24 protein-coding genes and 3 tRNA genes are annotated in these 26,221 nt (G+C 35.6%); 19 read left to right on the top strand and 8 right to left on the bottom strand.

Features of this window, described 5'->3' with window-relative positions:
* Positions 1-126: 126 nt before the first annotated feature.
* A complete protein-coding gene (locus ACSKY2_RS03700) occupies positions 127-693 on the bottom strand; it encodes a DUF4839 domain-containing protein (protein ID WP_489878185.1) in 567 nt (188 codons plus the stop codon).
* A 27-nt stretch (positions 694-720) separates the two neighbouring features.
* Entirely contained in the window at positions 721-1,098 is a 378-nt protein-coding gene (locus ACSKY2_RS03695; protein WP_489878184.1) for a PH domain-containing protein, read from the bottom strand.
* Between the two features lie 949 nt (positions 1,099-2,047).
* On the opposite strand from ACSKY2_RS03695, the gene ACSKY2_RS03690 reads away from it, so the two are divergent.
* The 9 genes from ACSKY2_RS03690 (at position 2,048) to ACSKY2_RS03650 (ending at position 10,291) form a co-directional block, all read left to right on the top strand.
* Positions 2,048-2,512 carry a phosphate-starvation-inducible PsiE family protein gene (locus ACSKY2_RS03690; protein ID WP_489878183.1) on the top strand — a complete coding sequence of 155 codons (465 nt, stop codon included), beginning with the start codon at positions 2,048-2,050 and terminating at the stop codon, positions 2,510-2,512.
* 88 nt (positions 2,513-2,600) lie between these two features.
* Entirely contained in the window at positions 2,601-3,377 is a 777-nt protein-coding gene (locus tag ACSKY2_RS03685) for a 5-bromo-4-chloroindolyl phosphate hydrolysis family protein (RefSeq protein ID WP_489878182.1), read from the top strand.
* Positions 3,370-4,467: a toxic anion resistance protein gene (locus ACSKY2_RS03680; RefSeq protein ID WP_489878181.1), complete on the top strand. Its 1,098-nt coding sequence runs from the start codon at positions 3,370-3,372 to the stop codon at positions 4,465-4,467. The genes ACSKY2_RS03685 and ACSKY2_RS03680 overlap by 8 nt, the downstream gene beginning before the upstream one ends.
* Before the next feature lie 172 nt (positions 4,468-4,639).
* On the top strand, positions 4,640-5,038 hold the full coding sequence (gene spx, locus ACSKY2_RS03675) for a transcriptional regulator Spx (RefSeq protein ID WP_489841064.1): 399 nt from the start codon (positions 4,640-4,642) through the stop codon (positions 5,036-5,038).
* 274 nt (positions 5,039-5,312) lie between these two features.
* The gene (locus tag ACSKY2_RS03670; protein ID WP_489878180.1) at positions 5,313-6,083 is read left to right on the top strand and encodes an adaptor protein MecA; all 771 of its coding nucleotides are present in this window, start codon (positions 5,313-5,315) and stop codon (positions 6,081-6,083) included.
* Positions 6,084-6,228: 145 nt separating this feature from the next.
* Entirely contained in the window at positions 6,229-7,290 is a 1,062-nt protein-coding gene (locus ACSKY2_RS03665) for a competence protein CoiA (RefSeq protein WP_489878179.1), read from the top strand.
* A 57-nt stretch (positions 7,291-7,347) separates the two neighbouring features.
* A complete protein-coding gene (gene pepF / locus ACSKY2_RS03660) occupies positions 7,348-9,165 on the top strand; it encodes an oligoendopeptidase F (protein ID WP_489878178.1) in 1,818 nt (605 codons plus the stop codon).
* 117 nt (positions 9,166-9,282) lie between these two features.
* Positions 9,283-9,678 carry a DUF948 domain-containing protein gene (locus ACSKY2_RS03655; protein ID WP_489841068.1) on the top strand — a complete coding sequence of 132 codons (396 nt, stop codon included), beginning with the start codon at positions 9,283-9,285 and terminating at the stop codon, positions 9,676-9,678.
* 31 nt (positions 9,679-9,709) lie between these two features.
* The gene (locus ACSKY2_RS03650; RefSeq protein ID WP_489878177.1) at positions 9,710-10,291 is read left to right on the top strand and encodes an ATP synthase subunit B family protein; all 582 of its coding nucleotides are present in this window, start codon (positions 9,710-9,712) and stop codon (positions 10,289-10,291) included.
* Positions 10,292-10,364: 73 nt separating this feature from the next.
* On the opposite strand, the gene ACSKY2_RS03645 is transcribed toward ACSKY2_RS03650, so the two are convergent.
* Positions 10,365-11,465 carry a M24 family metallopeptidase gene (locus ACSKY2_RS03645; RefSeq protein WP_489841070.1) on the bottom strand — a complete coding sequence of 367 codons (1,101 nt, stop codon included), beginning with the start codon at positions 11,463-11,465 and terminating at the stop codon, positions 10,365-10,367.
* Positions 11,466-11,723: 258 nt separating this feature from the next.
* On the opposite strand from ACSKY2_RS03645, the gene ccpA reads away from it, so the two are divergent.
* The 4 genes from ccpA to ACSKY2_RS03625 all read left to right on the top strand — a co-directional run bounded on the left by ccpA (position 11,724) and on the right by ACSKY2_RS03625 (position 16,464).
* A complete protein-coding gene (gene ccpA / locus ACSKY2_RS03640) occupies positions 11,724-12,737 on the top strand; it encodes a catabolite control protein A (RefSeq protein ID WP_489841071.1) in 1,014 nt (337 codons plus the stop codon).
* Positions 12,738-13,138: 401 nt separating this feature from the next.
* On the top strand, positions 13,139-14,611 hold the full coding sequence (locus ACSKY2_RS03635; RefSeq protein WP_489878176.1) for an APC family permease: 1,473 nt from the start codon (positions 13,139-13,141) through the stop codon (positions 14,609-14,611).
* A 34-nt stretch (positions 14,612-14,645) separates the two neighbouring features.
* Positions 14,646-15,986 carry an aspartate aminotransferase family protein gene (locus ACSKY2_RS03630; protein WP_489878175.1) on the top strand — a complete coding sequence of 447 codons (1,341 nt, stop codon included), beginning with the start codon at positions 14,646-14,648 and terminating at the stop codon, positions 15,984-15,986.
* Between the two features lie 142 nt (positions 15,987-16,128).
* A complete protein-coding gene (locus ACSKY2_RS03625) occupies positions 16,129-16,464 on the top strand; it encodes a DsrE family protein (RefSeq protein WP_489878174.1) in 336 nt (111 codons plus the stop codon).
* Between the two features lie 903 nt (positions 16,465-17,367).
* Here the strand turns inward: ACSKY2_RS03625 and ACSKY2_RS03620 are convergent.
* Complete coding sequence (locus tag ACSKY2_RS03620) at positions 17,368-18,744, bottom strand: MFS transporter (RefSeq protein WP_489878173.1); 1,377 nt, start codon at positions 18,742-18,744, stop codon at positions 17,368-17,370.
* A 159-nt stretch (positions 18,745-18,903) separates the two neighbouring features.
* Positions 18,904-19,323, bottom strand: coding sequence for a MarR family winged helix-turn-helix transcriptional regulator (locus ACSKY2_RS03615; protein WP_489841076.1), 420 nt, complete (start codon positions 19,321-19,323; stop codon positions 18,904-18,906).
* 255 nt (positions 19,324-19,578) lie between these two features.
* Here ACSKY2_RS03615 and ACSKY2_RS03610 point away from each other — a divergent pair, with 255 nt between their 5' ends.
* Positions 19,579-19,842, top strand: a complete 264-nt coding sequence (locus tag ACSKY2_RS03610) for a hypothetical protein (protein WP_489878172.1) — start codon at positions 19,579-19,581, stop codon at positions 19,840-19,842.
* A 252-nt stretch (positions 19,843-20,094) separates the two neighbouring features.
* Here ACSKY2_RS03610 and ACSKY2_RS03605 read toward each other — a convergent pair.
* The 3 genes from ACSKY2_RS03605 to ACSKY2_RS03595 all read right to left on the bottom strand — a co-directional run bounded on the left by ACSKY2_RS03605 (position 20,095) and on the right by ACSKY2_RS03595 (position 20,435).
* Positions 20,095-20,183, bottom strand: a tRNA-Ser gene (locus ACSKY2_RS03605).
* 81 nt (positions 20,184-20,264) lie between these two features.
* Positions 20,265-20,336: transfer RNA gene (locus ACSKY2_RS03600), tRNA-Glu, on the bottom strand.
* Between the two features lie 27 nt (positions 20,337-20,363).
* Positions 20,364-20,435: transfer RNA gene (locus ACSKY2_RS03595), tRNA-Glu, on the bottom strand.
* A gap of 217 nt (positions 20,436-20,652) precedes the next feature.
* Between ACSKY2_RS03595 and coaBC the strand changes: the two genes are divergently transcribed.
* From coaBC to hisS, 5 genes are all read left to right on the top strand, one after another.
* The gene (gene coaBC / locus ACSKY2_RS03590; protein WP_489878171.1) at positions 20,653-21,855 is read left to right on the top strand and encodes a bifunctional phosphopantothenoylcysteine decarboxylase/phosphopantothenate--cysteine ligase CoaBC; all 1,203 of its coding nucleotides are present in this window, start codon (positions 20,653-20,655) and stop codon (positions 21,853-21,855) included.
* Positions 21,856-21,863: 8 nt separating this feature from the next.
* Positions 21,864-23,030 carry a hydroxymethylglutaryl-CoA synthase gene (locus ACSKY2_RS03585; RefSeq protein ID WP_489878170.1) on the top strand — a complete coding sequence of 389 codons (1,167 nt, stop codon included), beginning with the start codon at positions 21,864-21,866 and terminating at the stop codon, positions 23,028-23,030.
* 134 nt (positions 23,031-23,164) lie between these two features.
* Positions 23,165-23,605 (top strand): nucleoside 2-deoxyribosyltransferase, encoded by a 441-nt coding sequence (locus tag ACSKY2_RS03580; RefSeq protein ID WP_489878169.1) that lies wholly within the window; start codon positions 23,165-23,167, stop codon positions 23,603-23,605.
* Between the two features lie 126 nt (positions 23,606-23,731).
* Positions 23,732-24,616 (top strand): N-acetylmuramoyl-L-alanine amidase family protein, encoded by an 885-nt coding sequence (locus tag ACSKY2_RS03575; RefSeq protein WP_489878168.1) that lies wholly within the window; start codon positions 23,732-23,734, stop codon positions 24,614-24,616.
* A 292-nt stretch (positions 24,617-24,908) separates the two neighbouring features.
* Positions 24,909-26,216: a histidine--tRNA ligase gene (gene hisS, locus ACSKY2_RS03570; RefSeq protein WP_489878167.1), complete on the top strand. Its 1,308-nt coding sequence runs from the start codon at positions 24,909-24,911 to the stop codon at positions 26,214-26,216.
* The last annotated feature ends 5 nt before the right edge of the window (positions 26,217-26,221 follow it).

Genomic DNA, 26,221 nt, shown 5'->3' with positions numbered 1-26,221 from the left:
TTGATAGTTTAAAGACGTGTCTAGGTCATGTTATACTAGATACGTTAAATAAAAGCGCACTAAAACGCTTGTTAATATGAGTTCACGTACACTACTGTTTGGCGACGGGGGTGTGCGTGTTTTTTGTTATTTTGTGTAAATAGCCGCATCATCACCAATTTTTACTGGCTTTAGATAAACAGCTTTTCCCTTCATATCAGATGAGCCTTTCCCATCCTTAACAGTCATATATCCTTTAACTTTCGCAGTTACATGTACATTTTCTGGACTATCATGTAGATTTGAATTAACAGATTTTGTCTTTTTAATCCAACCTTGCGTTGCTGCAGGTAAATCAGAATCTTTTGCAATCATATACAACGGTGTCGTGGCATCAGTGAACATTGCCCCTTTGTCATCACCAATTACTAAACTTAAATTAACTTTATTTTTGTAGTGATCATACTTACGAATAGAAGTTAATAGGCCATCAAATTGAACAAATTTGTCTTTGTATTTTTTAGCAAACTGTTTCCCTGACAAATCATCATAAACACTTGAATCTAAAGTTATTGGATTATTTTTAGAGTTACCTTGTTCTGCTGCATAAACGTGATTTACTAATGATAAAGGCAATGCAACGCTTTCTGCTAATCCAGTTGTAACTAGAGCTGACGTAGCAACAATAGCTGATAACTTTACAAACTTATTCATACCCATACTCCTAATATTTTTACTAAATTACAAGACTTTTTCAGCAAGTAAACGTTGAACATCTGTTAGAGCTTCGCCTTTTCTGAATTCTAATTTTTCAGAAGGCTCAGCTTGCCCAGAAATCCAAATCTTAATTTCACCATCTAAATCAAGATGTCCAGCAGTTTCAATAGAAAACTTAGAAATTGAGCGATAAATTACTGATTTGTATTCAACCTTAGTAGCAGTGATGCCTTGTTTATCAACAATGATAAGTCGCTTGTCAGTAAAAATAACCAAGTCACGTACAAGTTTATATGAATGTTCGACCACTTCATCAGTAATAAGTAGTGGTTCAATTTCTGAACGGACACTTTCATTTGAAACCTTAGTGGCATTACCTAATAATCCGTTAAGTAGTTCCATTGCATTGCTCCTCAAGCTTTTAACGTGAATCCTGTCTGCACGTAATATATATGTGACTAAAATGAGGAAAAGCTGCTTTATATTCATTATCCTAAAAATATAAATCTGATTCTTTGGGGTTTGCTATCGTAATGGCTTGGTCTGATGTATTTTCAATATTAACTTGATCCACAATTATTTTACATGATTTTGTAAAAGAAACTGAACTCATATTGTTTGAAATGAAGTTTTCAATGTCTATTTTAGTCCATCTATTTGGATGAACATTCTGATTAATGAAAGAAACTTTTAATTTTGGTTTTGAATTTAGATACTGATGATACTGGATTAATAACCCGGTCAAACAAATAATATCCCCAATTGTGGCAATGATGAAAGTAAATATAAGAAATAACAACTCTATTAATCAGATTAGTAAACAAAAAATAATTATTCAATATTATTATATCTAAAAATAAAATAAGTCAGGAGGTTACTCATAACAGCAACAACAATTGAAGAACAAAGAAAACAGCTCAACAAAAAAGATAAGAAACGAATACTAGATGAACTTTATGATTGAGATAAGTTAACACAAAATACGTTTCTTCAAGGGAACATTTTTGTAAAACAGAGGAAGAATGAATTAAGACATCGATTGTAATCCTTACCATTATTGACCGCTCAGCAGACTCAATTGTAAGCATTATGTCGTGTAAGAGTCGGGTTTCATTACGAACCTCCTTTCAAATTTGTAGGGAATAATTGCAAAGTTCACAAATTATATCAAGAAAAAAGGAAAATCATGACAGACACCGAAAAGCTCTAAAAATCTTTTATCGTGCGTTTGTAGCACTTTTGTTGCATTTACGACGAATGTTCAAATAATTATAATGAATAAAATTAAAAAACTATCACTTAACATGAGGGTTTGGTACTATTAAATTAATAGATAAATGGAGGAAATTAGATGGGACAAAAGCATCTTGAAAAAGGTTACAATATTTTGTTAGGTATTGGTATGCTTGCTTTGGGAATTATTATGTTTGGCTTTTTTGTCAAAGATTTGTGGATTTTAATACAGATGGTTTGGCAGGCAGACCTTGCAAAAAATTTTTATCGAATTGCACGATTGATTTTAGAAACTTTTTTATTTTTTGAATTTATTGTCTTAACGCAAGAGTATTTTTTGCAGAAACATATTTCTCTGCAAAATTTTATGTATATTGGTATTACGGCCATGTTACGAAATTTGTTAGTATATCACGATGACACGATGGGGATATTGATTCAATCTATTTCGATTGCAATCATGATACTGGTACTTATTGCTTATAGATGGTCGCGTCGTTATTTAGCAGATTTACAGCACAAAGAAGCGAGGGAAGAAGTTATCTTTGCTGAAAATCATCAATCTAAATCTGAAGATAATTAGATAGCAGTATTTATAATTTGATTCTTTTATTAAAATTGGTTGTTACTAAGTTGCACTGGTGTTATTGCAATATGTTGGAGGCATGTAAATGATTAACTTAGACAAAATGCCAAAAAAGATGCAACGTCAAGTTAAGTGGTTAGTCTTTTGGTTATTTTTTCTGATAGGGTTACTACTTAGTCATGATATAGCTGCTAGTTTGTGGCTTTTTCTAGGTAGCATTGCGGTAATATTTACGCCAACAAAGCAAGTTATACGATGGGTATTTCCGGTTACGTTGGTCTTATTTGTGATAAGTATGCCGTCACTGGGGCTATTAACACAGAGCATATTTGTTGGTTTGCTGGTTGTGTCACAACAGTTATTGTTCATACCACACACAAAATTGCAACAAATAACCTATCAACCGATATATAAAATTAATACAAGTAAGTTAACAAGACGGGATTTGCGATTCTTCAAGGCAACTTTTAAAAGATTAAAAAAATCAACTAAACATATTGAAAATTTATTACAGGAAACGGTTGGATTACGACGAATAGGTGTTGAAACAAAAGTCACAACATTTATCAATGGTATTTTACAAGAGTTAGCAGATCATCCGACCCAGTTAACAACTGTTGACGAATTTGCTTATCGCCACTTACCTGATTTAGAAGAACTATTGGTAAGTTATGTTAGCATTGCAAATCATTCCGTTATTAGTGATTATGATAAAAAACAATTAAAGGAGGCACGCCAGTTGATCCGCAATTTAATTGTAAAAATTCATGAAGATTATCAATTAATAATACGTGAAGATATGGACAATTTAAACATGCGGATGAATACAGCGAAACAGACATTGGGGGATGATCATGAGTGAAAAACTAGAATCAGCAGATAATTTACAACAAAAGCAGTCGCAACCATTAAATGATTTAACTGCTAAAGAAAGATCAGAAGCTTTAAGATTAGCACAACAATTAGATGTTAACCGAATGGATTCAATTGTGACGTATGGTGCAGATACCCAAAAAGAATTAACTGATTTTTCACAGAGCGTTTTAAATAAGGTACAAGCGCAGGATATTGGTCCAATTGGTGATACTTTAACAGAATTAATGACAAACTTGTCGCAGGCAAAACCAGCCGAATTAGCACCTGTTAAACAAGGCATTTTTGCAAGAATTTTCAAAAATATGCAAAAATCAATTTATGAATTAACTGCGAAATATCAAAAAATTGGTGCCCAGATCGATACTGTTTCAGCTAAATTACAAGACTATCAAAATGAGTTGCTTTCTGATAATCAAATGTTAGACAATCTTTATGCAGAAAATATGGCATTTTTTCAGCAGCTAAATGTGCACATTGCAGGTGCTGAAATGAAATTAACAGATATCGAAAAAAGAGAGCTACCAACTTTAGAGAGTCGAGCAGAGGATGCTAATGATGCGGTGTTAACACAACAAGTACAAGATCTCGTGCAATTTAAACAACGCCTAGAAAAGCGTGTTAATGATTTAAAGCTGACCCAACAAATGGCGCTTCAGCAAGCACCGCAAATTCGATTAATTCAAACGACTAATCAAGTGTTAACAGAAAAAATACAGACGTCCATCCATACAGCCATTCCACTATGGAAGAATCAAGTAACAGTGGCACTAACTTTGTTAAAACAGAAAAAGGCTGTAACGGCTCAACGGGCAGTATCAGATACAACTAACCGACTATTGACATCAAATGCAGACATGCTTAAACAAAATACAATTGAAGCTGCGGCAGAAAATGAGCGAGGTATTGTGGATATTGAGACATTACAGCATACACAGGATCAATTAATCCAAACAATTGAAGAGACAATGACGATTCAAAAAGAGGGACGTGAAAAACGGGCTTCTGCTGAACGACAAATGAAAGTGATGGAAAATGAATTAAGGCAAAAACTATTAGCAATGGCTAGCGAGAGTTAGGATACATTGTTTTAATGACAAAAAGTGCGGTGTGATAACTCATTTTTTTGAAAATTATTACAAAAAAATGACATAAAAGGGTTACATGTTAGATGTGATACCGTTATAATGGACAATATAAGGAACAGTAGTATGAATAGTCGTATCATGTAGTGCCGAGAGGAGGCCCATTATGGTAACGTTATATACATCACCTAGTTGTACCTCATGCCGCAAAGCACGTGCATGGCTTGAAGAGAATCATATTTCCTATCAGGAACGAAATATTTTTAAAGAGCCATTGACACGAAACGAAATTAAGAATATTCTGCGGATGACTGAGGATGGTACTGAAGAGATTATTTCAACAAGGTCAAAATTATTCACAGAGTTAAATATTAAGTTGGATGACATGTCATTGAGTAATTTGATTAATTTGTTGCATAAGCAACCAGCTTTGCTAAAACGCCCTTTGATTATGGATGAAAAACGTATGCAGGTTGGTTATAATGAAGATGAAATTCGTCGTTTCTTACCTCATGAAATGCGTCAAGCAGAGTTGGCTCGTGTGACAGCTATGGTCAATTTGTAAACAAAATTTATCAGATTAAAATCATCAATAATGAAAAAGTAAGATGAAAGGTTTTTTAATTTGGCTGATTAAAAGAATTTAGACCTTTCATACATGATACGTGTTCCTCAAATTGATCACATGATGTGATGTTTGAGACGTAGCGAGCTGAGGCAGGTATTGTTGCCTCAGCTTATTTTTATATAATGTATTCGACTAATAAAACAAGAATTTGTTATAATAAAGTATTGAAACAAATTCTCATATTTTAGTTGAGAGGAAAGGGGTGCCCATTATGGAAATGGAACGAATAAATGATGATACGATTCGCGTTGTGGTGACAAATGATGATTTAGCAGAGCGAAGTATTTCAATTGTTGATTTGCTGGGCAACCAAGAAGAAATTGAAGAATTTTTCTATAGTATTTTAGAAGAAGTTGATGTTGCAGGTGATTTTGCAGATAATGAGGCTGTGACTTTCCAAGTATTGCCAAATCGTAACGGGTTAGAATTATTTATTTCTAAAAATATTGATGATAAAACGATGATGGAAGGCATGTTGAATTCAGTTCTTGGTAAGCGCGATACAAGTGAAGCAAATGATGAAGTGTCAGATGACTTATTGGATAAACTTCTTGCAAATGATAAAAAGAGTGAATCAAGTCAGTCTGAATCACCACACTTAAAGCAACCGGAAGTCAAGGATGTTAGTACTTCTAAAAAAGTAAGTCAAGTTGTTGATAAGCTACTATCTGCTGGTAGTGTAGATAATCAAGAGCTTGTTTTACAATTTGATAATTTTGAAAATATTATTCAATTTTCACTGTTAATTCAAAAACAAGAATTCGCTTTTAATACGAAGTTAATTAAATATCACGGTCAATTTTATTATATTTTAGGAATTGATGGACATCTTTTGCAAGATGAATATAATATGCAAGACTTAGCAGCTATTGGGCGTGAGTTTGCAAATATTTCACAAATTTCTACTGAAGTTTTAATTGAACATGGTCAAATTATTTTCGACGATGATGCATTAAATAAAATATTGATGTATTTTAAATAATTGTTGTCAGAACATCAATCCATTATCAGTAATAGAGGCCGTGAATCTAACCATTTTGAGTTTGGTAGATTCACGGCCTCTTCATATTTTAGTATTTTATTGAAACAATAATGATGAAATGCGTCCTTATATTTGGAGGGTAACAATGTTTATTGCAAAGAAATATGGGACAAATGAACTAGTTAAAGCATCAGATGCTAAAGTGTCGGAAAGGTATTACTGTCCAGGTTGTACTGAAATTGTCCAACTTAAAAGGGGGAAGACAAAATTAACACATTTCGCGCATGTGCACCTTAAAAATTGTCAAGTTAGTGCTGAAGGAGAAACGGTGACACATTTACAAGGGAAACTAGCACTATTTCAATACTTTCATGAGCGCTATGATGAAGTTAAATTAGAACCTTGGTTACAAGAGATTAAGCAACGACCAGATCTTATGGTCAGAAAAGGTCACAAGTGGACAGTGATTGAATTTCAATGTGCACCAATTACAATAAAACGGGTGCGTCAACGGACAAATGGATATCGTCAGTTACATTTACAAGTCGTTTGGGTACTTGGTCAAACCTATCAAGAAAAACGATTGCAATCTAGTACGATGGCTAAGTTTGCCTTCATTTATCAAAATAAGTTACAGATTGCTTTTTGGAATCAAAAAGATAGCCTTTATCGAAAATCATGGTGGCAGCTCGATGGCAAAGGCTATTTATCACAAATTTCTGTTGGTGATAATCGAATGCAACAATTATTAAAAATACAACAACTTGTTTTGCAAGCAAGATCGTCAATTCGACCACTTCAAAATCAACTATATCAAATGAATCGTTGTGTCGTTGGTATACCTTGGATTTGTCATCCAGTGCAACCATTACCTGGTGGTCTTAAAATACCCCAATGGTATGTGTTGGTACAATTCATTATATTATTAGAAACAGGACCACAATCGCTAAATACTTTATTGGGCTTACTACATACCAAAGATTGGCAGCAGTTTGGTTGTTTAAGATTGTCAACGCTCCAACATTTATGGCTTCAACGAGTGATCAATGATTGGTCAGATGCTAAAATTATTTGGCAGTCTGGCGATTTTGTGACGTTAGTTCGTCCGGTAAAATGGTTTAAAAATTATCAAGATAAATTGCTGGCATTATCAAAGATATCACCTAATCATATTAACTCACGAAATAAGATAATGAACAAGCGTTAAAGACATAAAAAACTATGGTAGAATTAACAATATATTAGACTGAAATGAGGGAAAATAATGGCAAAAGAATTACCTTTACGAGATGAGTTACCTGAATCGATGACATGGAATCTTAGCACAATTTATGCAACTGATAGTGATTGGCAAGATGCCTTTAACGAACTAGCAGAACGTCTAGAAAATGCGGATTTTTTTGCTAAAAATGCAACAAAATCAGGTACTGATTTGTATACCGCATTACAGTACGGATTAGGATTAATGCGTGATTTGGAAAAACTATATGTTTATGCATCAATGAAGTCTGATCAAGATACAGCGAATGGCTTTTATCAAGGGATGAGTAACAAAGCTGAAACTCTAGCAGCGAAGGTTTCAGCTGCCATTTCATTTTTTGATCCTGCTGTATTATCACTAACTGACACTGAGCTAGCAAGTTATTTTAAAGCTGAGCCAAGATTGTCTAACTATAAGCATTATTTTGAAGATATCTTGACACAAAAGGGACATGTTTTACCTGAATCGGAAGAAAAATTACTAGCAGCGGCTGGTGATATATTTGGTGCTTCAGAACGTGCTTTTGGCATGTTAGATAATGCTGATATACAATTTGGAGCAGTTGAAAATGATGAAGGTGAGTTAGAAACACTTTCAGATGGTGTTTATTCTAGATTATTAGAATCAGTTAATCCGACAGTTCGAGAAAATGCTTTCAAAACATTCTACGCTTCATATATGGCATTAGATAATACGTTTGCATCATTAATTGGTAGTCACGTTAAGGGTCATAATTATATGGCACAAGTACACCATTATGATTCGGCGCGACAAGCGGCATTGGCTGCTAATAATGTGCCAGAAGTGGTCTACGATACTTTAGTGGCAGAAGTGAATAAAGCGTTGCCTTTGTTACAACGTTATATGGCACTGCGTAAGCGATTATTAGGTCTAACCGAGTTACATTCTTATGATTTATATACACCCATTTTGGGCGAACCAGATTATGATATTGATTATCCAAGTGCACAAGCTGAGGCATTAAAAGCATTGGCGCCGTTAGGACAGGATTATTTGGATATTGTCCAAAAAGCATTTGATAATCGTTGGATTGATGTTATTGAGAATAAAGGCAAACGTTCAGGTGCATATTCTGGTGGTTCTTATGATACTAATCCGTTTATATTATTAAATTGGGTGGATAACTTGAACAATTTAAGTACCTTAGTACATGAGATGGGTCATTCAGTTCATTCATATTTGACACGATCTAATCAACCTTATCAATATGGTGATTATCCAATTTTCTTAGCTGAAATTGCTTCAACAACGAATGAAAATTTGTTAACCGATTATTTATTACGTACGGTTAGTGATAAAAAAATGAAGGCTTATGTTTTAAATCAGTATTTAGATGGTGTTAAAGGTACGCTATTCCGCCAAACGCAATTTGCGGAATTTGAGCAATGGATGCATGAAACTGATGCTGCAGGAACCCCATTAACTGCGGATATATTAAATGAGGCTTATGGCCAGCTTAATCAACGTTATTATGGTGCAGCGTTAACACCAGATGAAGAAATTGCTCATGAGTGGGAACGTATTCCTCATTTCTATTATAATTTCTATGTGTTCCAATATAGTACTGGTTTTGCAGCAGCAACTGCATTAGCAGATAAAATTTTGCACGAAGGTGCACCAGCTGTTAACGCCTATAAGGATTATCTTAAGGCAGGTGCATCAGCCTTTCCAATTGACGTTATGAAAAAAGCAGGTGTTGACATGACAAAGCCAGATTATTTGCGAGAAACTTTTAAGGTCTTTGAAAGTCGATTGAATGAATTTGAACAACTAGTTAATGAACTAGCACTGGATAAATAGTCAGCTTAGATTACATATGATATATAGTCATATACAATTATCTTGAAAATCATTACAATTGCCAGCAAGCTTATAAAACGTTAAAATAAGACTTAGTAAGTGATTAGGAGGGAATATATGTCAGGTGGACAAATTGCTCTAATAATATTAGCAATTGCTGCATTATTATTAGTTCTATTTATTGGGTTGTTTTTAGTAAGATTAACGCAAACATTAGGTGTTGTTACAAAAGATGTTGATATTATCGCACGTGAGGCAAATGATATTCTTGCCAATGTTGACACGTTGTTAGATGATGTTAATGGTAAAATTGCAACAATTGACCCAGCATTCCAAGCAATTGCTGATTTGGGGACATCAGTATCAGAATTAAATGATGCAACGCATAACTTAACTGATAAAGTTAAAGGTTCGTCTAACTCTAAAAAAACAAAAGTCGCATCAGCACTATTTTCTGCAAATGCTGCTAGAAAAAATCGGCGGCACGCAAAAAAGACACAGCCAACGAAATAGTGATGAGATTGTGAAATAGGAGGATATTTTCATGTCAAAAACAAAGGGATTTTTTGCAGGTGTTGCATTTGGTAGTTTTGTTGCTGCAGCAGGATATGGTTATTACAAGATGCTTACTGTAGAACAACAAGCGGATTTAAAAGCAAAGTTTGATGAAACAGTCGCAGATGTTCGTGATAAAGTTGTCGACTATAGTTACGCTGCGACCGATGCTGTTGCTTCTGTCCGTGATAAGGCAGATGATTTTGTGTCTGACAAGACATATGCTTTTGATACAAAAGTTGCTGACTTTAAAGAATCAGCAGAAGAGAAATCAGCTGACTTACGAGCAAAGGCAGATGAATTATTAGCTTCAGCCCAAGCAAAGGCTGAAGATTTGCGTAGCCAGGCACAAGATCTAACTGATCAGGCAAAAGCAAAAGCACAAGATCTAAAAGATCAAGTCAAGGGTGATGATGAAGGCACAACAGAGGACATTATTCTCTCAGCAACTGATGATGCAGTTGCAGCTGAAACATTTGAAGACCTAGAAACACCAGTTATTACACCAGAAGTTTTGGAACCGACAGAGGGCTTATCAGAGACTGATAAAAAAGGCCTCTCTGAAGAGTAGTATGACAAATAGAAAAAACGTTAGTGCCGACAAAATTAGTTTGTCAGCACTAACGTTTTTTAGTTACTATGACTTAGTCAATGATACGTAATTCTTTAGAAGAATGAGTATATGGATCAACACCAGATTCTGTCATAATGACTGAATCTTCGATACGAATACCTAAATCGCCAGGAATATAAATACCAGGTTCGATAGAGAACGACATACCAGGTTGTAAAATCAAGTCATTACCTTGCGCAATTTGAATTGATTCATGAACAGATGATCCCATACCATGGCCAAGACGATGAACGAAGTATTCACCATAACCGGCTTTGGTAATAATATCACGTGCAACACTATCTAATTCTCCTGCAGTCATGCCTGGTTTTGCAGCATCTTGAGCAGCTAATTCAGCTTCTAAGACAATATTGTAGATATCTCTTTGGTGGTCGGATACTGATTGGAAAGCAACCGTACGTGTGGCATCAGAAACATAACCTTCGTAAATCGTACCAAGATCAAATAAGGCTAAATCACCAGACTTTAGTGTGTTGGCACTTGTGTCACCGTGGGGCTCAGCCGCATGTGCGCCAAATTGTACAAGTGTATCGAATGACATACCAACGACACCCGAAGATTTTAAATCGTATTCTAATTTGGCCATCACTTGTAACTCAGAAACACCCGTCTGTAGTGCATTAAAAGCAAATTCAAAAGCACGGTCTGCATCCTCACCTGCCTTATGTAATTTCACTATTTCATCAGGTGTTTTAATAAGATGAAGATTTGTCATTAATGGTGATAAGTTACCAATAAACTTGACTTCTGGCATCGCAGTTTGAATCAATGAGGCACGTTGTAAAGTTAATTGTTCTTGTTCGACAGCCCACTTTTCAGTGTGTTTTGTATGTGCATGGATATGTTGACCAATTAATGCCCATGGATTTTCCTGATCTTGATAACCATAAACGGGATGTGTCCAACCAGTATTCTTAACGGCTTCCACTTCCAAAGCAGGGGCAAAAATAAAGGGTTCGCCTTGTGGAAAGACAACTAACGCAAGCACGCGTTCAATTGGATCAGAATTAAATCCTGTTAAGTAAGCAATTGAATGAAAATCTGAGAAGTAAGCAACATCTAATTGTTGCTCTTCTAACCAAGTTTGGATTGACGAAAGTTTATCTGTCATTAAAAAAATCTCCTTTAAATGAATATACGATTAATTGTACGCTCATTTTTAAAAATTGCCTATCAATGGTGAAAAGTTATGTTACAATTAATCATTGTGTGAAATTATTATTAAATGATGAAACAAATTATGAAAACATGTTACAATCACATTGTAAGCGTTATCATAAACGAATATCAATCCTTCTTGTTGAAAAAGAGCGTAAATTACCTAATAAGCGGGGCTTGAGTAAAAATTTGTATTTATAGGAGAATAGTAATGGATAAACAAACTGTGACAATTTACGATGTGGCTCGTGAAGCAAAAGTATCAATGGCCACTGTTTCACGTGTTGTAAACGGCAATGCCAATGTGAAAACGGAAACAAAAGAAAAAGTTAATGCGGTCATCGCCAAATTAGGTTATCGGCCGAATGCAGTGGCTCGTGGGCTAGCATCGCGTCGTACAACGACGATAGGTGTTGTGATTCCGGATGTGACAAATCATTATTTTGCTGAATTGGCTCGTGGGATTGATGATGTGGCGGCTATGTATCATTATCAAATTATTTTAGCAAATTCTGATGAATCCAATACAAAAGAAATTCAAGTGATTGAAAATCTACTGGGTAAGCAAGTTGATGGTATTGTCTTTATGGGCAATATTTTAAATGATGATATTCGTGATGAATTAAAAAAGGCGGATGTACCAGTTGTCTTAGCAGGTCTGTTGGACGAATTTGGAGAACAGCCATCAGTTAATATTGAATATCGTTCAGCAGTGAGTGATGCGACGACACGATTGTTGAAAGCTGGTCATCAAAAGATTGCTTTCATTACGGGTGACCTTGATCACTATATGAATAAAGCACATAAATTACCAGGTTATCAAGATGCATTAGCAGCTTATGGAGTTTCTTATGATGACCAACTTGTCTTCCAAGGAAACTATGATTATCAATCGGGTTATCAATTAGCTAAAGCAGTTAAGGATTCACAGGCAACAGCAGCCATCGTTGTTAATGATGAAATGGCAGCAGGTTTGATCAATGGTTTGACTGATGCTGGTGTCAATGTACCAGAAGATTTTGAAATTATTACTGGTAATGACTCAAAGGTTACGGTCATTACACGCCCACAGTTATCTTCAATAACACAACCGATTTATGATATTGGTGCGGTTGCTATGCGAATGTTGACAAAATTAATGAACCATGAAGAGTTGGCGGTTAATAATATTGTGCTACCACACGGTTATGTTGATCGTGGCTCAACAACTGAACAAAATAAATAATTAGAAGAGTCAGTATATTTCATCTGAAAAGTCGGGATTATCTATAAGGATAGTCTCGACTTTTTGTGTGATTTAAAAATCTATGTCTCAGCCTTCTTTCATTTTTAAATGTTTGATTTATAAAGTTTTCTGCTAAGTAAATGATAGAAAAATTAGAAAAATATTGACTTTTACAACTAACGCGGTATCATTAAAAATATTGGTTGTGAATTTGTTGTTGAGCCATTATTAATTATTTATCACTCTGAAATTATTAATTAGATCACAACAGTACACCAATCTATTAAATTTATTAAGTAGGTGCTATCTTAATCTATTTTTAAAACTTAAATTGTTAAGTGATGGAACGAGATTCAAAAGTATCGTGGTTGATAGCATCGCCCAAGTTAGGAGAATTTTATATGGGGCTATGGTCAAAGTTTATGGAGCGTGAGGATGCTTCGACATATATTAGTAAAGACGCAGAAATGCCACGTGTTTTGCATACTAAGGATTTTTTGGCGTTGGGTGTTGGAACGATTGTCTCAACAGCGATTTTTACATTGCCTGGTGTTGTGGCAGCTAAATATGCTGGACCAGGAGTGGTATTTTCATTCTTACTAGCAGCAGTTGTTGCTGGATTTGTGGCATTGGCATATGCAGAGATGGCATCAACGTTACCAGTTGCTGGTTCAGCCTATTCATGGATCAATGTTTTATTTGGTGAAGGATTTGGTTGGGTTGCCGGTTGGGCATTGCTAGCAGAGTATATTATTGCGGTTGCCTTTGTTGGTTCTGGATTATCTGCAAACTTTAGAGGTTTGATTTCACAAATTGGTATTAACTTACCACCTGCTTTATCAGGAGCGCTTGATACGCACTCGATGTTTGGTTGGTCCTCATCAGTTAGTGGACCAAAAGGTGGTGTTGTTGATATTGTTGCTTTCGTGGCTATTATATTGGTGGCTTGGTTGCTATCACACGGTGTCCATGAAGCTTCACGTGTTGAAGTGATACTTGTTGTGATTAAGGTATTGGCCGTTTTGCTATTTATTGTTGTTGGTTTAACAGCTATTCATCCACAAAATTATTCACCATTTGTGCCTGCATACAATCCTCATGGCGCAACAATGGGTGGTTTCCAAGGAATTTGGGCAGGTGTGTCAGGAATCTTCTTGGCATACATCGGTTTTGATTCGATTGCATCAAATTCTGCTGAAGCGGTTAATCCACAAAAAACAATGCCACGTGGTATTTTGGGTTCATTGTTAATTGCTGTTGTCTTGTTTGTTGGTGTTTCATTGGTACTTGTTGGTATGTTTAAGTACACAAAGTATGTTAACAATGCTGAACCAGTCGGTTGGGCTCTACGTGAGTCTGGTCATCCAATTATTGCTGCGACAGTTTCAACGATTGCCGTTGTGGGAATGCTAACTGCCTTGATTGGTATGATGATGGCTGGTTCGCGCTTACTTTATTCATTTGGTCGTGATGGTATGTTGCCAAAGTGGTTAGGAAAAGTTACTGCAGAGAAGGGACTACCAAATCGTGGCTTACTAGTTTTGACGATTGTTGCTGTTGTCGTTGGCTCATTTTTCCCATTCTCATTCTTATCAGAATTGATCTCAGCAGGAACATTGATCGCGTTTATTTTTGTTTCGTTGGCAATGTATGCATTGCATAAGCGTGAAGGAAAAGACTTGCCAGAAGCAGGCTTTAAGATGCCTGGGTATCCAGTTACACCAGCAATTGGTGCTATTTTATCAGTCTGGGTCTTCTGGGGACTTAGCATTGATGCAAAGATTTATGCATTGATTTGGTTTATTATCGGTATCATTGTGTACTTTGCTTATGGTGCTAAGCATTCGGTATTACGAAGTGAATCAAAAGAGTAAATATTGTTTTCATAAGGGGGAGTGAAGGCTAAGTATGGTTGAAAATAATGATGTTTTAAATCAAGAGGAACAACATTTTGCTGGAGCGGGTCGTGTCTATTATTTTGATGTTGTCATCGACTCTGGTAAAGGTGCGATTTTGAAGGATGTTGCAGGTAATGAATATATTGATCTACTAGCTAGTGCAAGTGCAACAAATACAGGGCATGCACATCCAAAGATTGTCAAAGCAATTCAAGATCAAGCTCAAAAAATAGTGCATTACACGGCGGCTTATTTTGCTTCATCAACAGAAGCAAAATTAGCAGGAGAATTGGTTAAGTTGGCACCTGGTGATCCTGAAGATTGGATGGTTATTTTTGGTAATTCAGGTTCCGATGCGAACGATGCCGTGATTAAATTCTCTCGTGGCTATACTGGACGACCAAATGTGGTATCTTTTGTTGGTGCATACCATGGGTCAACATACGGTTCAATTTCTGCCTCTGCAGTGAGTTTAAATATGAGTCGGAAAATTGGACCATTATTGCCGGGATTCTATAAGGTACCTTTCCCTTCGCCAGATAAGCGATTACCAGGAGAAAATGACGAGGATTTTTCAAATCGCATGTTTGCGGCGTTTAAGGAGCCATTTGAGAATTATTTGCCAGCTGAAGAGACAGCAGTTATTATGATTGAGGCCATTCAGGGGGATGGTGGTATTATGGCTCCTCCAGCAGGTTATTGGCAAAAAGTAGCTAAATTTGCTCACGATAATGGTATTTTGTTAGCTGTCGATGAAGTGAACCAAGGCTATGGACGTACTGGTAAATTCTGGTCATTTGAACATTTTGGTATTGAACCAGATTTAATTGCAATGGGCAAGTCAATGGCCTCGGGGTTGCCATTAAGTGCTGTTTTGGGACGACGCGAAATTATGCAAAGTCTTGATGCGCCAGCAAATGTTTACACAACCGCCGGTAATGTTGTGAGTGCTGCTTCAGCGTTAGCAACACTTGATGTTATTAAATCTGAGGGGTTGGTGGAACGTTCTGCTAAACTTGGTCAAGTTGCTAAAGATTTTTTTGAAAAAGAAAAAGCACAATTTGATTTTATTGGAGATGTTCGTCTATATGGTTTGAATGGGGGTATTGATATTATCGATCCTGCAACAGGCCTTGGGGACGAACAAGGAACAAATACAATTATTTACAATCTCTTCAAACAAGGGGTGTTAATGATTTCGTTACGTGGTAGTACACTACGATTCCAGCCACCACTAGTGATTAAAGAAGAGGACTTACAGCGAGCCTTTGACATTATGCATGGTGTCTTTCAAGACTATCAAGCAGGTAAATTAGAAAAGCCCGATGGTCGTCATCATATTGGGTGGTAACAAATTTCGATAGAATAACGCCAGCAGGAAACTTTGATTCTGCTGGCGTTTTACTGTAAATAATTAATTTGGATAGTAGATAATATGAATTTTATGGTAAGTATGACATATACATGTATCATTGAATGAGGAGGCATATAAGATGTTAAATACAATTTTTCATATTGATGAATCGCAAAATTGGCCAGTTGTTATTTCTAATTTATATCATCTACGTGAATGGCTAGATGCTAATCATGATAATGGGCTCATTGAATTGGTGGTTAATGGTGAAGCTGTTGTTGATACCGTCGTAGATGCAAAACAAGATTTAAGTAAACTATTGACAATTAATGTCGATGTTCGTGTTTGTCAAAATTCAATGAATCAGCGTAAGATATATGCGGATGATTTACAAAGTGATTTAAAAATAGTACCTTCAGGTGTAGTTGAATTAGCATTAAAACAACAAGCTGGTTTTGGTTATATTAAATCGTAATATTAGAAAAAACTGAAACAAAATTCAATGAAGTATAAGCACCAGAACGAAGAAAAAAGGCGCCGTTTTGTTGTTAGTATGTGAGAAATGTTAAGCAACAAGGTAAATTTTCCACAAAGAATAACGAACAAATATTTATATTATTTTCAGAATAATTTAATATATAAATTTTTTGATTTTATTTATATTTAATGAATAATAAAATATGTCATTAATACGTGGTAGTTATTTTCAGCATATATTGCAGGAATATTTGCTTTTGTTGAATTATTAGATGGCATTATTAGGACCTGTACCAAAGCAATTAGCTAAAAATAAAAAATACATTTACTAGAGAAGATTTGTTATAGTCAGAAAAGTCAATGACAGGATTTAACGTCAGTGTTGATAACTGCCATAATTTTGGCAAATGATTATTAGATAATGTAGTTCTGTTTTTTAACGGAACTATTTTTTATAATTTGTACAGATGTCTTTTGTCATAATTGTCGAAAGACTGAACAACCGTACTGAAGTACACTTGTATATAAAGTTTTACAAAATGGCAAGTCATCACCTATAATTAGAACACACAAAAGCCTGCAAAGTGGGTAAGACCCTACAGGCGACAAGTGTCCTAAGTTTTAGAATGCTAAGTGTCAGCGTTTAGAACGTTGGCGTTTTTTTGGGGGCGTTACATTGTCTTATAAGAAAAGTAATGTTTGATAAAAAGCTTCACAACACTGGCAAGACAAACAATTAAAATAACTGTTATGACTTGAGGTGAACACGACATATTTACATGGTGTGTAGTCCACTTGATTTACTGGATTGATCATTTGTTGGAATCTTTAATCAAGTAGCTTTGTGAATTTATTTTTGTTAACATTGTTTTTTATATTCAGTATTCATAATTTACTAATTTTAATTTGTTTGCTTAACATTACCGATACTTTGGGACTGAATTATAATCTCTGCTATCGGCACAATAATAATTACTCCCAATAAAAAGTATGTTAGTCGGTAAGCCTCAAGGTCTGGCTGATATTGATTTAGAGTAGAAAAAATAATTGTTACTAATGAAATGCCAATACCTTGTGATAAATTTTGACTCACCGAAGCCAATGTATTAGCACTATTTCGTTCATTATAAGGAATTTCTACCAAGCTCATACCATTGTATGCTGTTAAAGCTAAAGATCTACCAATGCCTGAAAATGTTAGGATAGCTATTATATAAAATTGATTTATTTGGTTTGTTAACGTACCAATCATAAACGTTGTGACAAATATTAGAAACAAAGAAACGATTATGGTATTTTTAAAACCCATTTTTTGTATGATATTGTTTGCAAATGGTTTTATCGCAATATTTCCAACGAAAATAAATAGAACAAAGGAACCTGTTTTAATGGCAGACCAGTGGAAAACATTTTGGAAAAATATGGTGCTGAGGTACGGAATAGCACCCACAGTTAGCCACATGATACTACCTCCAAATTGACTCACCTTATATGACGTAAATCTAAGTGTTTTTACGCTAAATAGTGGTGAAGTTGCATTAATGAGATGTTTAACAGTGCCAATAGTTCCAGCTATAAAAATCAATAATAACACTATTGATAACATGTTAAGCACTTTTTTTGAGGAAATAATGTCCAAAGCAATTAAGAGTGAAGCACTAGCTAAACCAATTAAGACAAAACCAATCCAATCAAAGGGTGTGCTCTCGCCTGTACGTTCGGTATCGTGTTGTAAAACTTTGTTACCAATAATAAATAAAGCTATACCGATTGGTACATTAATCATAAAAATCAAACGCCATGACCAATATGTTGACAGTACGCCACCAATAAATGGCGCAACAGCAGGTGCTATTAATGCTGGCCAAATCACATAACTAATCATTTTAAGTAGATTTTGAGATGGCGTATTTTCCAAAACGATTAATCGTGCTATCGGAACCATTAATGCACCCGAGAAACCTTGTAGTAATCTCATAATTAATATTGTTATGAAATTTGATGCAATTCCACTACCAATTGAACTTATAGTAAACAAAATTATAGCTGAAAGCCATATTTTATTATTACCATATTTTTTTGCAAGCCAGCCACTCAATGGTATGAAGACAGCTACGGATATCATATATACACTAATGATTAGCGAAGCGCTGGCGGAAGTAATAAGCAAACTATTTTTTATTTGTGGTAAAGCCGTAGTAACAATAGTACTATCTAACATTTCCATAAATAAGCTTAAACCCATTAACAGGGCGATTCTTTTTTCATTGTTCTTCATTTTAATTATAACCTTTTTCTTTTAAATATTGATCATACATCAGTTCCACTTTGTTTATGAATAAAATCATAGCATATAGTGTTTACAGTGTAAACACTATATAAAAAAGAAAGCATGACAAGTTATTGTCATGCCTTTTTTTGATTAATGTATTTTAAATTATCTATACCAATTGCTAATGATAGTATCTAATGCTTCATTGAGTTGTTCGTATTGTTCTACTGAGCAAAGACTGGCTATCTTCCGATTAAGATCAAGAATTTTATTTCGAATTTGCTGTGTTGTTTCTTCTCCACTTTTGGTCAAGTACAGTTCATAAGCACTTTTATTTCGGTCACTACTTCTGCGTTTGATTAGGCCTAAGTCAACGTACTTTTTAATAATACGCGTCAATAGGCTACGCTGTACATGACGTTTATCAGCTAAAAACTGCTGACTACACCCTGGATTTTCTTGGATTGATAAAAAAATGTTATAATCGGTCACATTGACAGATATTGTTTCTCCAAAATTAGCGTACTCTTGCATAAATAACTGATATAGATGACTTATTTTACGACCGGTTTCTTGTAATGCCATGTTTAAATAGTACCTTTTCGATTAGTTTTACTTATCATAACACGATGTGTTTATGATTCACACACAATGATGATTGCAATAAAATTTTTAAAATAGTCGTGATAAAAAGAGTAAACAATTTTAACCAGTTTGCTCTTTTGTTAGGTGATTAAATTATGCGAGTGGCTTTGGTGTTGAAACTGAAGCACAGTACTTTTTGGATAATATCAAAGACAATATTGGTACTTTAGAACTTGCCTTAGATTGGGAAGGGGGATGTTATCTTATAAGGTATTAGCTATGTATGCTAAGACATGGCTTGATTATGTTTATAGTCAAACGGGTATCCGACCACTGATTTACCTGAGTAATTTAATAACAAGTGCTTATAGTTGGTCATCTGTTGCTAAAAATTACGCAACAAGTTATCAGGATGAATGCTGGAGTGATGCAACAATGTTTGGTAACCAAGTCAAGTTTATGATTGGTTACGATTATGGCATGATTTGGTACAATACTGGTGCGTTGTTAAATAAGTAAACAAAAGACCTTACTCAAATAACTGGGTAAGGCCTTTTGTTGCGTCCGAATGAAGAGGGACACTATATTGTAAAAAAGTGTGTGCCTTGCCAAGATAAAACCATAAGCAAACACAGGTGTACTCAATTGGTACAAAGACAAATAAATGACCAGAAAGTTAAAAAGTCATATTTTGCCAAAAAATGAAGTGGTCAAGAAACGTTGTAAGGACGCTGAAAATGCCTTTACATCAACGTTTTAGACACGTTAATAAGGAGCCAACGGGATTTGAACCCGTGCGCCGGTTCGACACCGGTTCGGCGGATTTCGAGTCCGCTGCATTACCACTCTGCCATAGCTCCACCACGAGTACTTATTATACCGATATTTTTTATGTGTTTCAAGCATAAAAAAACTAGGATAACAAGTATCCTAGCGATATATAGCTCATCAGGGAGTCGAACCCTGGATGTCGGTGTGAAAAACCGAAGTCTTAACCGCTTGACCAATGAGCCAAAAATAGAAATGTTGGTCGAAGCCAATAGCTCATCAGGGAGTCGAACCCTGGATGCCGGTGTGAAAAACCGGAGTCTTAACCGCTTGACCAATGAGCCATGAAACTTAATATGATGATGTCTGTTTCAACAACATGTAATAATATACCAGATGAATTGAAACCTTGCAACACTTTATTTAAAAAAAGTTGAGAAAGTTTGCTATTCGTTGGTAATATCGTTAGAATGACGTTTAGCAATGAGATTTCGTAGTAAGTGTTGCCATTCATGGTAAACTAAATGTGTTGTATTCTTTAAAATATAAGGAGAACATGTCATGTTTTCAAGAAAAAATATTGTGTTAGTCATTAGTGGTGGTATTGCTGCATATAAAGCAGCAATGTTTGCACGCCTACTAATTAAAGCACAAGCTAATGTAAAAGTTGTTATGACGAGATCTGCGACAGAGTTTATTACACCAAAGACAATGGCAGTATTAACGAATGAAACTGTTGTAACAGATTTATTCGTTAATCAAAGTGAGGCAGATATTATACATATTGCATTAGCTGATTGGGCAGACTATTTCTTTGTTGTGCCAGCAACAGCGAATATCATTGCAAAAATTGCGAATGGTATTGCTGATGATGCAGCAAGTTCAGTGTTAGCTGCGCGACATTCACCATTGATTGTCGCACCGGCGATGAATGAAAACATGTATTTACAACCAACCGTTCAAAGAAATTTAGCACAGATTAAAGCTGATGGTGATATTGTTATTGATCCTGTTACTGGTATGTTAGCAGAAGGATACTCAGGCAAAGGACGATTACCTGAACCCCAAGATATATTAGCACTTAGTGAATTGGCTTTGTATCAACAAAACGGTTCCTTACAAGGTAAACAGGTTGTGATATCGGCTGGTGGGACGACTGAGCCAATTGACCCCGTTCGATATATTTCTAATCGTTCTTCTGGGAAAATGGGTTATGCGTTAGCACAAGCAGCTGCTGAACAGGGGGCGATTGTCACACTAGTATCTGCAACGACAGCACTCGTAGATCCAATTGGTATTGAAACAATTCATATTCAATCAGCACAAGAATTGTCTGATCAAATGAAACAGCTTTTACCAGAGATGGATGTGGTGATCATGTCTGCTGCAGTCTCAGATTATCGTATGGATCAAACCGCTGAAAATAAAATCAAGAAACAACCTTCAGGGCAACTAACTTTGACGTTAGTTGAAAACCCCGATATTTTGGCAGAATTAGGTGCGGCTAAAACGCATCAATATTTAGTGGGCTTTGCAGCTGAAACACAAAATTTGTTGACATATGCACAGCAAAAATTGGTTAAGAAAAATGCAGATATGCTAATTGCTAATGATGTTTCAAAAGAACAGGTTGGTTTTGGTTATGATACTAATCAGGTGACGATATTAAGAAAAAATCAAGAACCAGAAATGTTACCATTACAAAGTAAATTAATGCTGGCACGTGAGATTATAAACAGAATTAGTGTTGCAATAAATGGGTAGGTATAAAAATGACAATTATTGGAATTGATAAAATGAGTTTCTTTTCACCACATCAGTATATTGATATGGTTGAATTAGCGAATGCACGTGGTGAAGAACCAGATAAATATTTAATTGGCATTGGGCAAACGGAACAAGCAGTTATCCCGGCATCTCAAGATATTGTTACAATGGCAGCTAATGCGGCGGATGAAATGTTGACTGCGACTGATCGTAAAGCGATTACGATGATTTTATTTGCAACTGAGTCTGGGATAGATAATTCAAAATCTGGTGCAGTTTATTTACAAAGATTGTTAGGAATTAATCCCTATGCTCGTACAATTGAACTGAAACAAGCCTGTTATTCGGGAACATTTGCCCTAATGCAAGCCCGCGATTACGTGACATTACATCCAGAAGAAAAAGTTTTGGTTGTGGCATCAGATATTGCACGCTATGGCTTGCACACAAGTGGCGAAGTAACCCAAGGTGGTGGTGCTGTTGCGATGCTAGTAGCAGCTAATCCCACAATTGCTGAAGTTAACCAGGATAATCAGTTCTTATCTCGTGATATTATGGATTTTTGGCGACCTATTTATGCGGATACTGCACGAGTAGATGGCAAATATTCGTCAGATGTTTATCGTGATTTCTTTAAAGCGGTTTGGGAACGATATCAATTAAAATCAGATTTAAAGATTGCAGATTTTAATGCACTAGCCTTTCACCTACCGTTTACAAAAATGGGCTTGAAAGCTTTGCGTGATATTTTACCTGAAGCTGATGAAATGCAGCAAAAAGCATTGTTGCAAGAGTTTGAAGCCAGTCGCGTTTATAATAAACGAATTGGTAACTTATATACAGGGTCATTATATTTGAGCCTGTATTCATTATTAGATAATTCAAAGACTTTGCAATCTGGTGACCGTGTGGGAATGTTTTCTTATGGCTCAGGTGCTGAGGGTGAGTTTTATTCACTAACATTACGTCCACATTTTAAAGATGGGTTAGTAACTGGTCAAGTGAATACGATTTTAGCTAATCGACAACAAGTAAGTATTGCTGAATATGAAGCGATATTTACTGATAATTTACGTGGTGCAGATGATCGTGAAATCGATGCCCATCAAGATCCAGCAAAGTATGTCTTGCATGGTCTAAAAAATGAACAAAGACAATATTCTTGTCGTTAACACTAAAAAGGTGGACGAATGTCGACTAATTGTTCTGATTTTCTTTTTAAATTCATTAAAATATATTTGATTGTTCATGAATTATTCGATAAAATAAAATGGCAATAATTTGATCAATTGAAAGAGGATATTTTATGAAACGGGTTTACTTAGCTGGACCATTTTTTGATGACGAACAGATTGACCGTATTGAACGTTTAGAAAAAGCGTTGTCAGAAAATCAGACGGTCTCTGAATTTTTTAGTCCACGGACAGAAGTTCATGATGAATTTGAATTTGGTTCACCAGCATGGGCCGACGCAATTTATCAGGGGGATAAAGAACATTTAGATCCGGCGGATGTTGTAGTTGCGGTGATTGATTATGATCATGATCATGTCGATCCAGGTACGGCTTGGGAAATCGGTTATTCAGAAGCAGCTAATAAGCCAGTTATTTTGATTAAAGAAAAAGATGGTGCGATTAATTTAATGATGTCGGTGCCAGCACATGCTGTGATAACGACAGTTAATGATATTGCAACATATGATTTTGATAAATTACCAGCCAATAAATGGACGGGTAAGACCTTTTAGAACAGTATATAGTAATATAAGCAGTGGAACTTTATGAGTTACCGCTGTTTTTTATTACAATATATCGCCAATTATACAAAAAAAGGGTAAACTAAATGGTATATCACCAGAATATGAGGATAGATCATGAAAGAGTTAATACAATTATTGCGACATTGGTTAATGAAATTCTGGATGCCGTTAACAATTGTAGTTGTCATGTTAGGGACTGCAATTTCATTGACGGTAGTTTTGTTACAAAAACAACAAATTACCGTTCAAATACCAAATTTAACATTACGTAAGCAAAAAGGAGTGACCAGTACACCTGTTTCAGTTTTAAAAAAAGGGGAACATTTGCAAATTCTGAATAAGAAAGAAGGTTGGTATCAGGTTCGTCGCGAAGATGAATCTACTGGTTGGGTAGCAGGATGGCTGTTGCAAAGACAAACGCCATTAAAATCTGTGACACCTTTGTCTGAAACAACAATTGTTTTAGATCCAGGACATGGTGGGTCAGATGTTGGTTCGTTATCAAATAATAATAAATATGAAAAAACATATACATTGCAGTTGGCAAAACGGGTGGCACAAACATTAAGGAAATCGGGTGCGCGAGTTATTATGACACGGCATACTGATAAGATTGTGTATTTGTCAAAAATACCTAAAGTTGCCGAAAATAATCATGCAGATTTATTTATTTCATTCCATTTTGATTCGTCACCTGAGGCTAATACGGCAACAGGTTATACAACATATTATTATCATAAGAACAATGGTTCATATGCATTGGCAAAAAGTGTTAATCAGGCAATGAACTTACCTTTGTTGAATAAAGGTGTTGAGTATGGTAATTTCTTAGTCATTCGTGATAATACTGTTCCAGCTATTCTGTTAGAAAGTGGTTATATGAATTCAAAACAAGATTTTAAATATATTAAGTCGAAAAAATATCAAGAAAAAATTGCGCGAGCGGTGCCGGTTGGCATTCAAAATTATCTGGCGCAACAAGTACAAACAGCACAATAGAATGATGACTTGACGACATTTTAGAACTATAAGATAATAAGTGATGATAAATAAAGCCAATGAGAAAGAGAACTTATTAGGAACAAGCAAAGCGAACGGAGTTAGGTGGAAGTCCGGGTTGTTATTAATAGGGGGACACTTTTAAGGTCACATAATGTGCGTTGGACCACGTTACGGTTTTAGCCAAAAAACAAGGTGGTACCGTGCTATTGTGATAAGCACCCTTGACGATAATACTTATCGTTAAGGGTGTTTTTAATTTTAGGTGAATAATGAATAGGAGAAACAATTTATGGCAAAGCAAGTATTTCAAAAGCCAAAGGGCACAGCAGATTTATTACCAGCTGATTCGCTAAAGTGGCATTATGTTGAAGAAACAGCACGTTTGTTATTTAGTGACTATCAGTATGCAGAAATAAGGACACCAATTTTTGAAAATTTTGATATATTTGCTCGTTCTGCAGGTGACACATCAGATGTTGTGACGAAAGAAATGTATGATTTTAAAGATAAAGGTGATCGTCATATTGCACTGCGACCAGAAGGTACGGCAGGTGTTGTCCGTGCTTTTGTTGAGAATAAATTATTTGGACCAGAGCATACAAAACCATATAAATTATTCTATATTGGACCAATGTTTCGCTACGAACGACCACAAGCTGGGCGTATGCGCCAATTTCATCAAATTGGGGTCGAAGCGCTTGGTTCTGAATCACCGGCTTTAGATGCTGAAGTTATTGCAATGGCTATTGATTTCTTTCAAACGTTGGGTATTGCAAATTTGAAAGTGAAGGTAAACACACTTGGTGATCAAGTATCACGTGATAATTACCGACAAGCCTTGATTGATTTTTTGAAACCTCATTTTGATGAATTATCGCGTGATTCACAGGAACGTTTGGAAAAGAATCCATTGCGAGTTTTGGACTCAAAAGATGCTAAAGATCAAGAATTAGTGGCTGATGCACCATCGATTTTAGATTATTTAACTGATGAGGCTCAGGCACATTGGGATAAAGTCAAACAGTATTTAGATGCACTAGGGATTGATTATGAAGTGGATGCCACAGTCGTGCGAGGTCTTGATTACTACAACCACACAATTTTTGAAGTCATGACACAAGCAAAAGCACTAGGTCATGGTTGGTCGACGATTACAGGTGGTGGTCGTTATAATGGTCTCGTATCACAATTTGGTGGCCCAGAAATGGCAGGTGTGGGCTTTGGAATTGGGTTAGAACGCTTGATGCTATTACTAGAATCAGAAAATGCGCCTTTACCAACTGGTCATCACTTAGATGTTTATGTTGCTAATCAAGGTGAACAAACCGATGTTGCTGCAATGCAGATGGTTCAGGCAATTCGTTCATTTGGGTATAGTGCTGACCGAGATTATGAAGATCGTAAGTTAAAAGCCCAATTCAAAACGGCTAATCGTTTAAATGCTCGCTTTATGATTACGATTGGTGAACGTGAACTAGCTGAACAAAGTGCTCATTTAAAGAATATGCAAAACGGTAAAGAAATGACAGTTAAACTCGCTGAATTATACACAAACTTACCAGAATATGTTGAAACAACTGAAAATGAGGGAGAATAGTAGAC

Source organism: Weissella sp. ESL1156 (genome assembly GCF_058505625.1).
The sequence above is the reverse complement of the archived record's forward strand: the minus strand, read 5'-3'. Positions and strand labels throughout refer to the sequence as shown.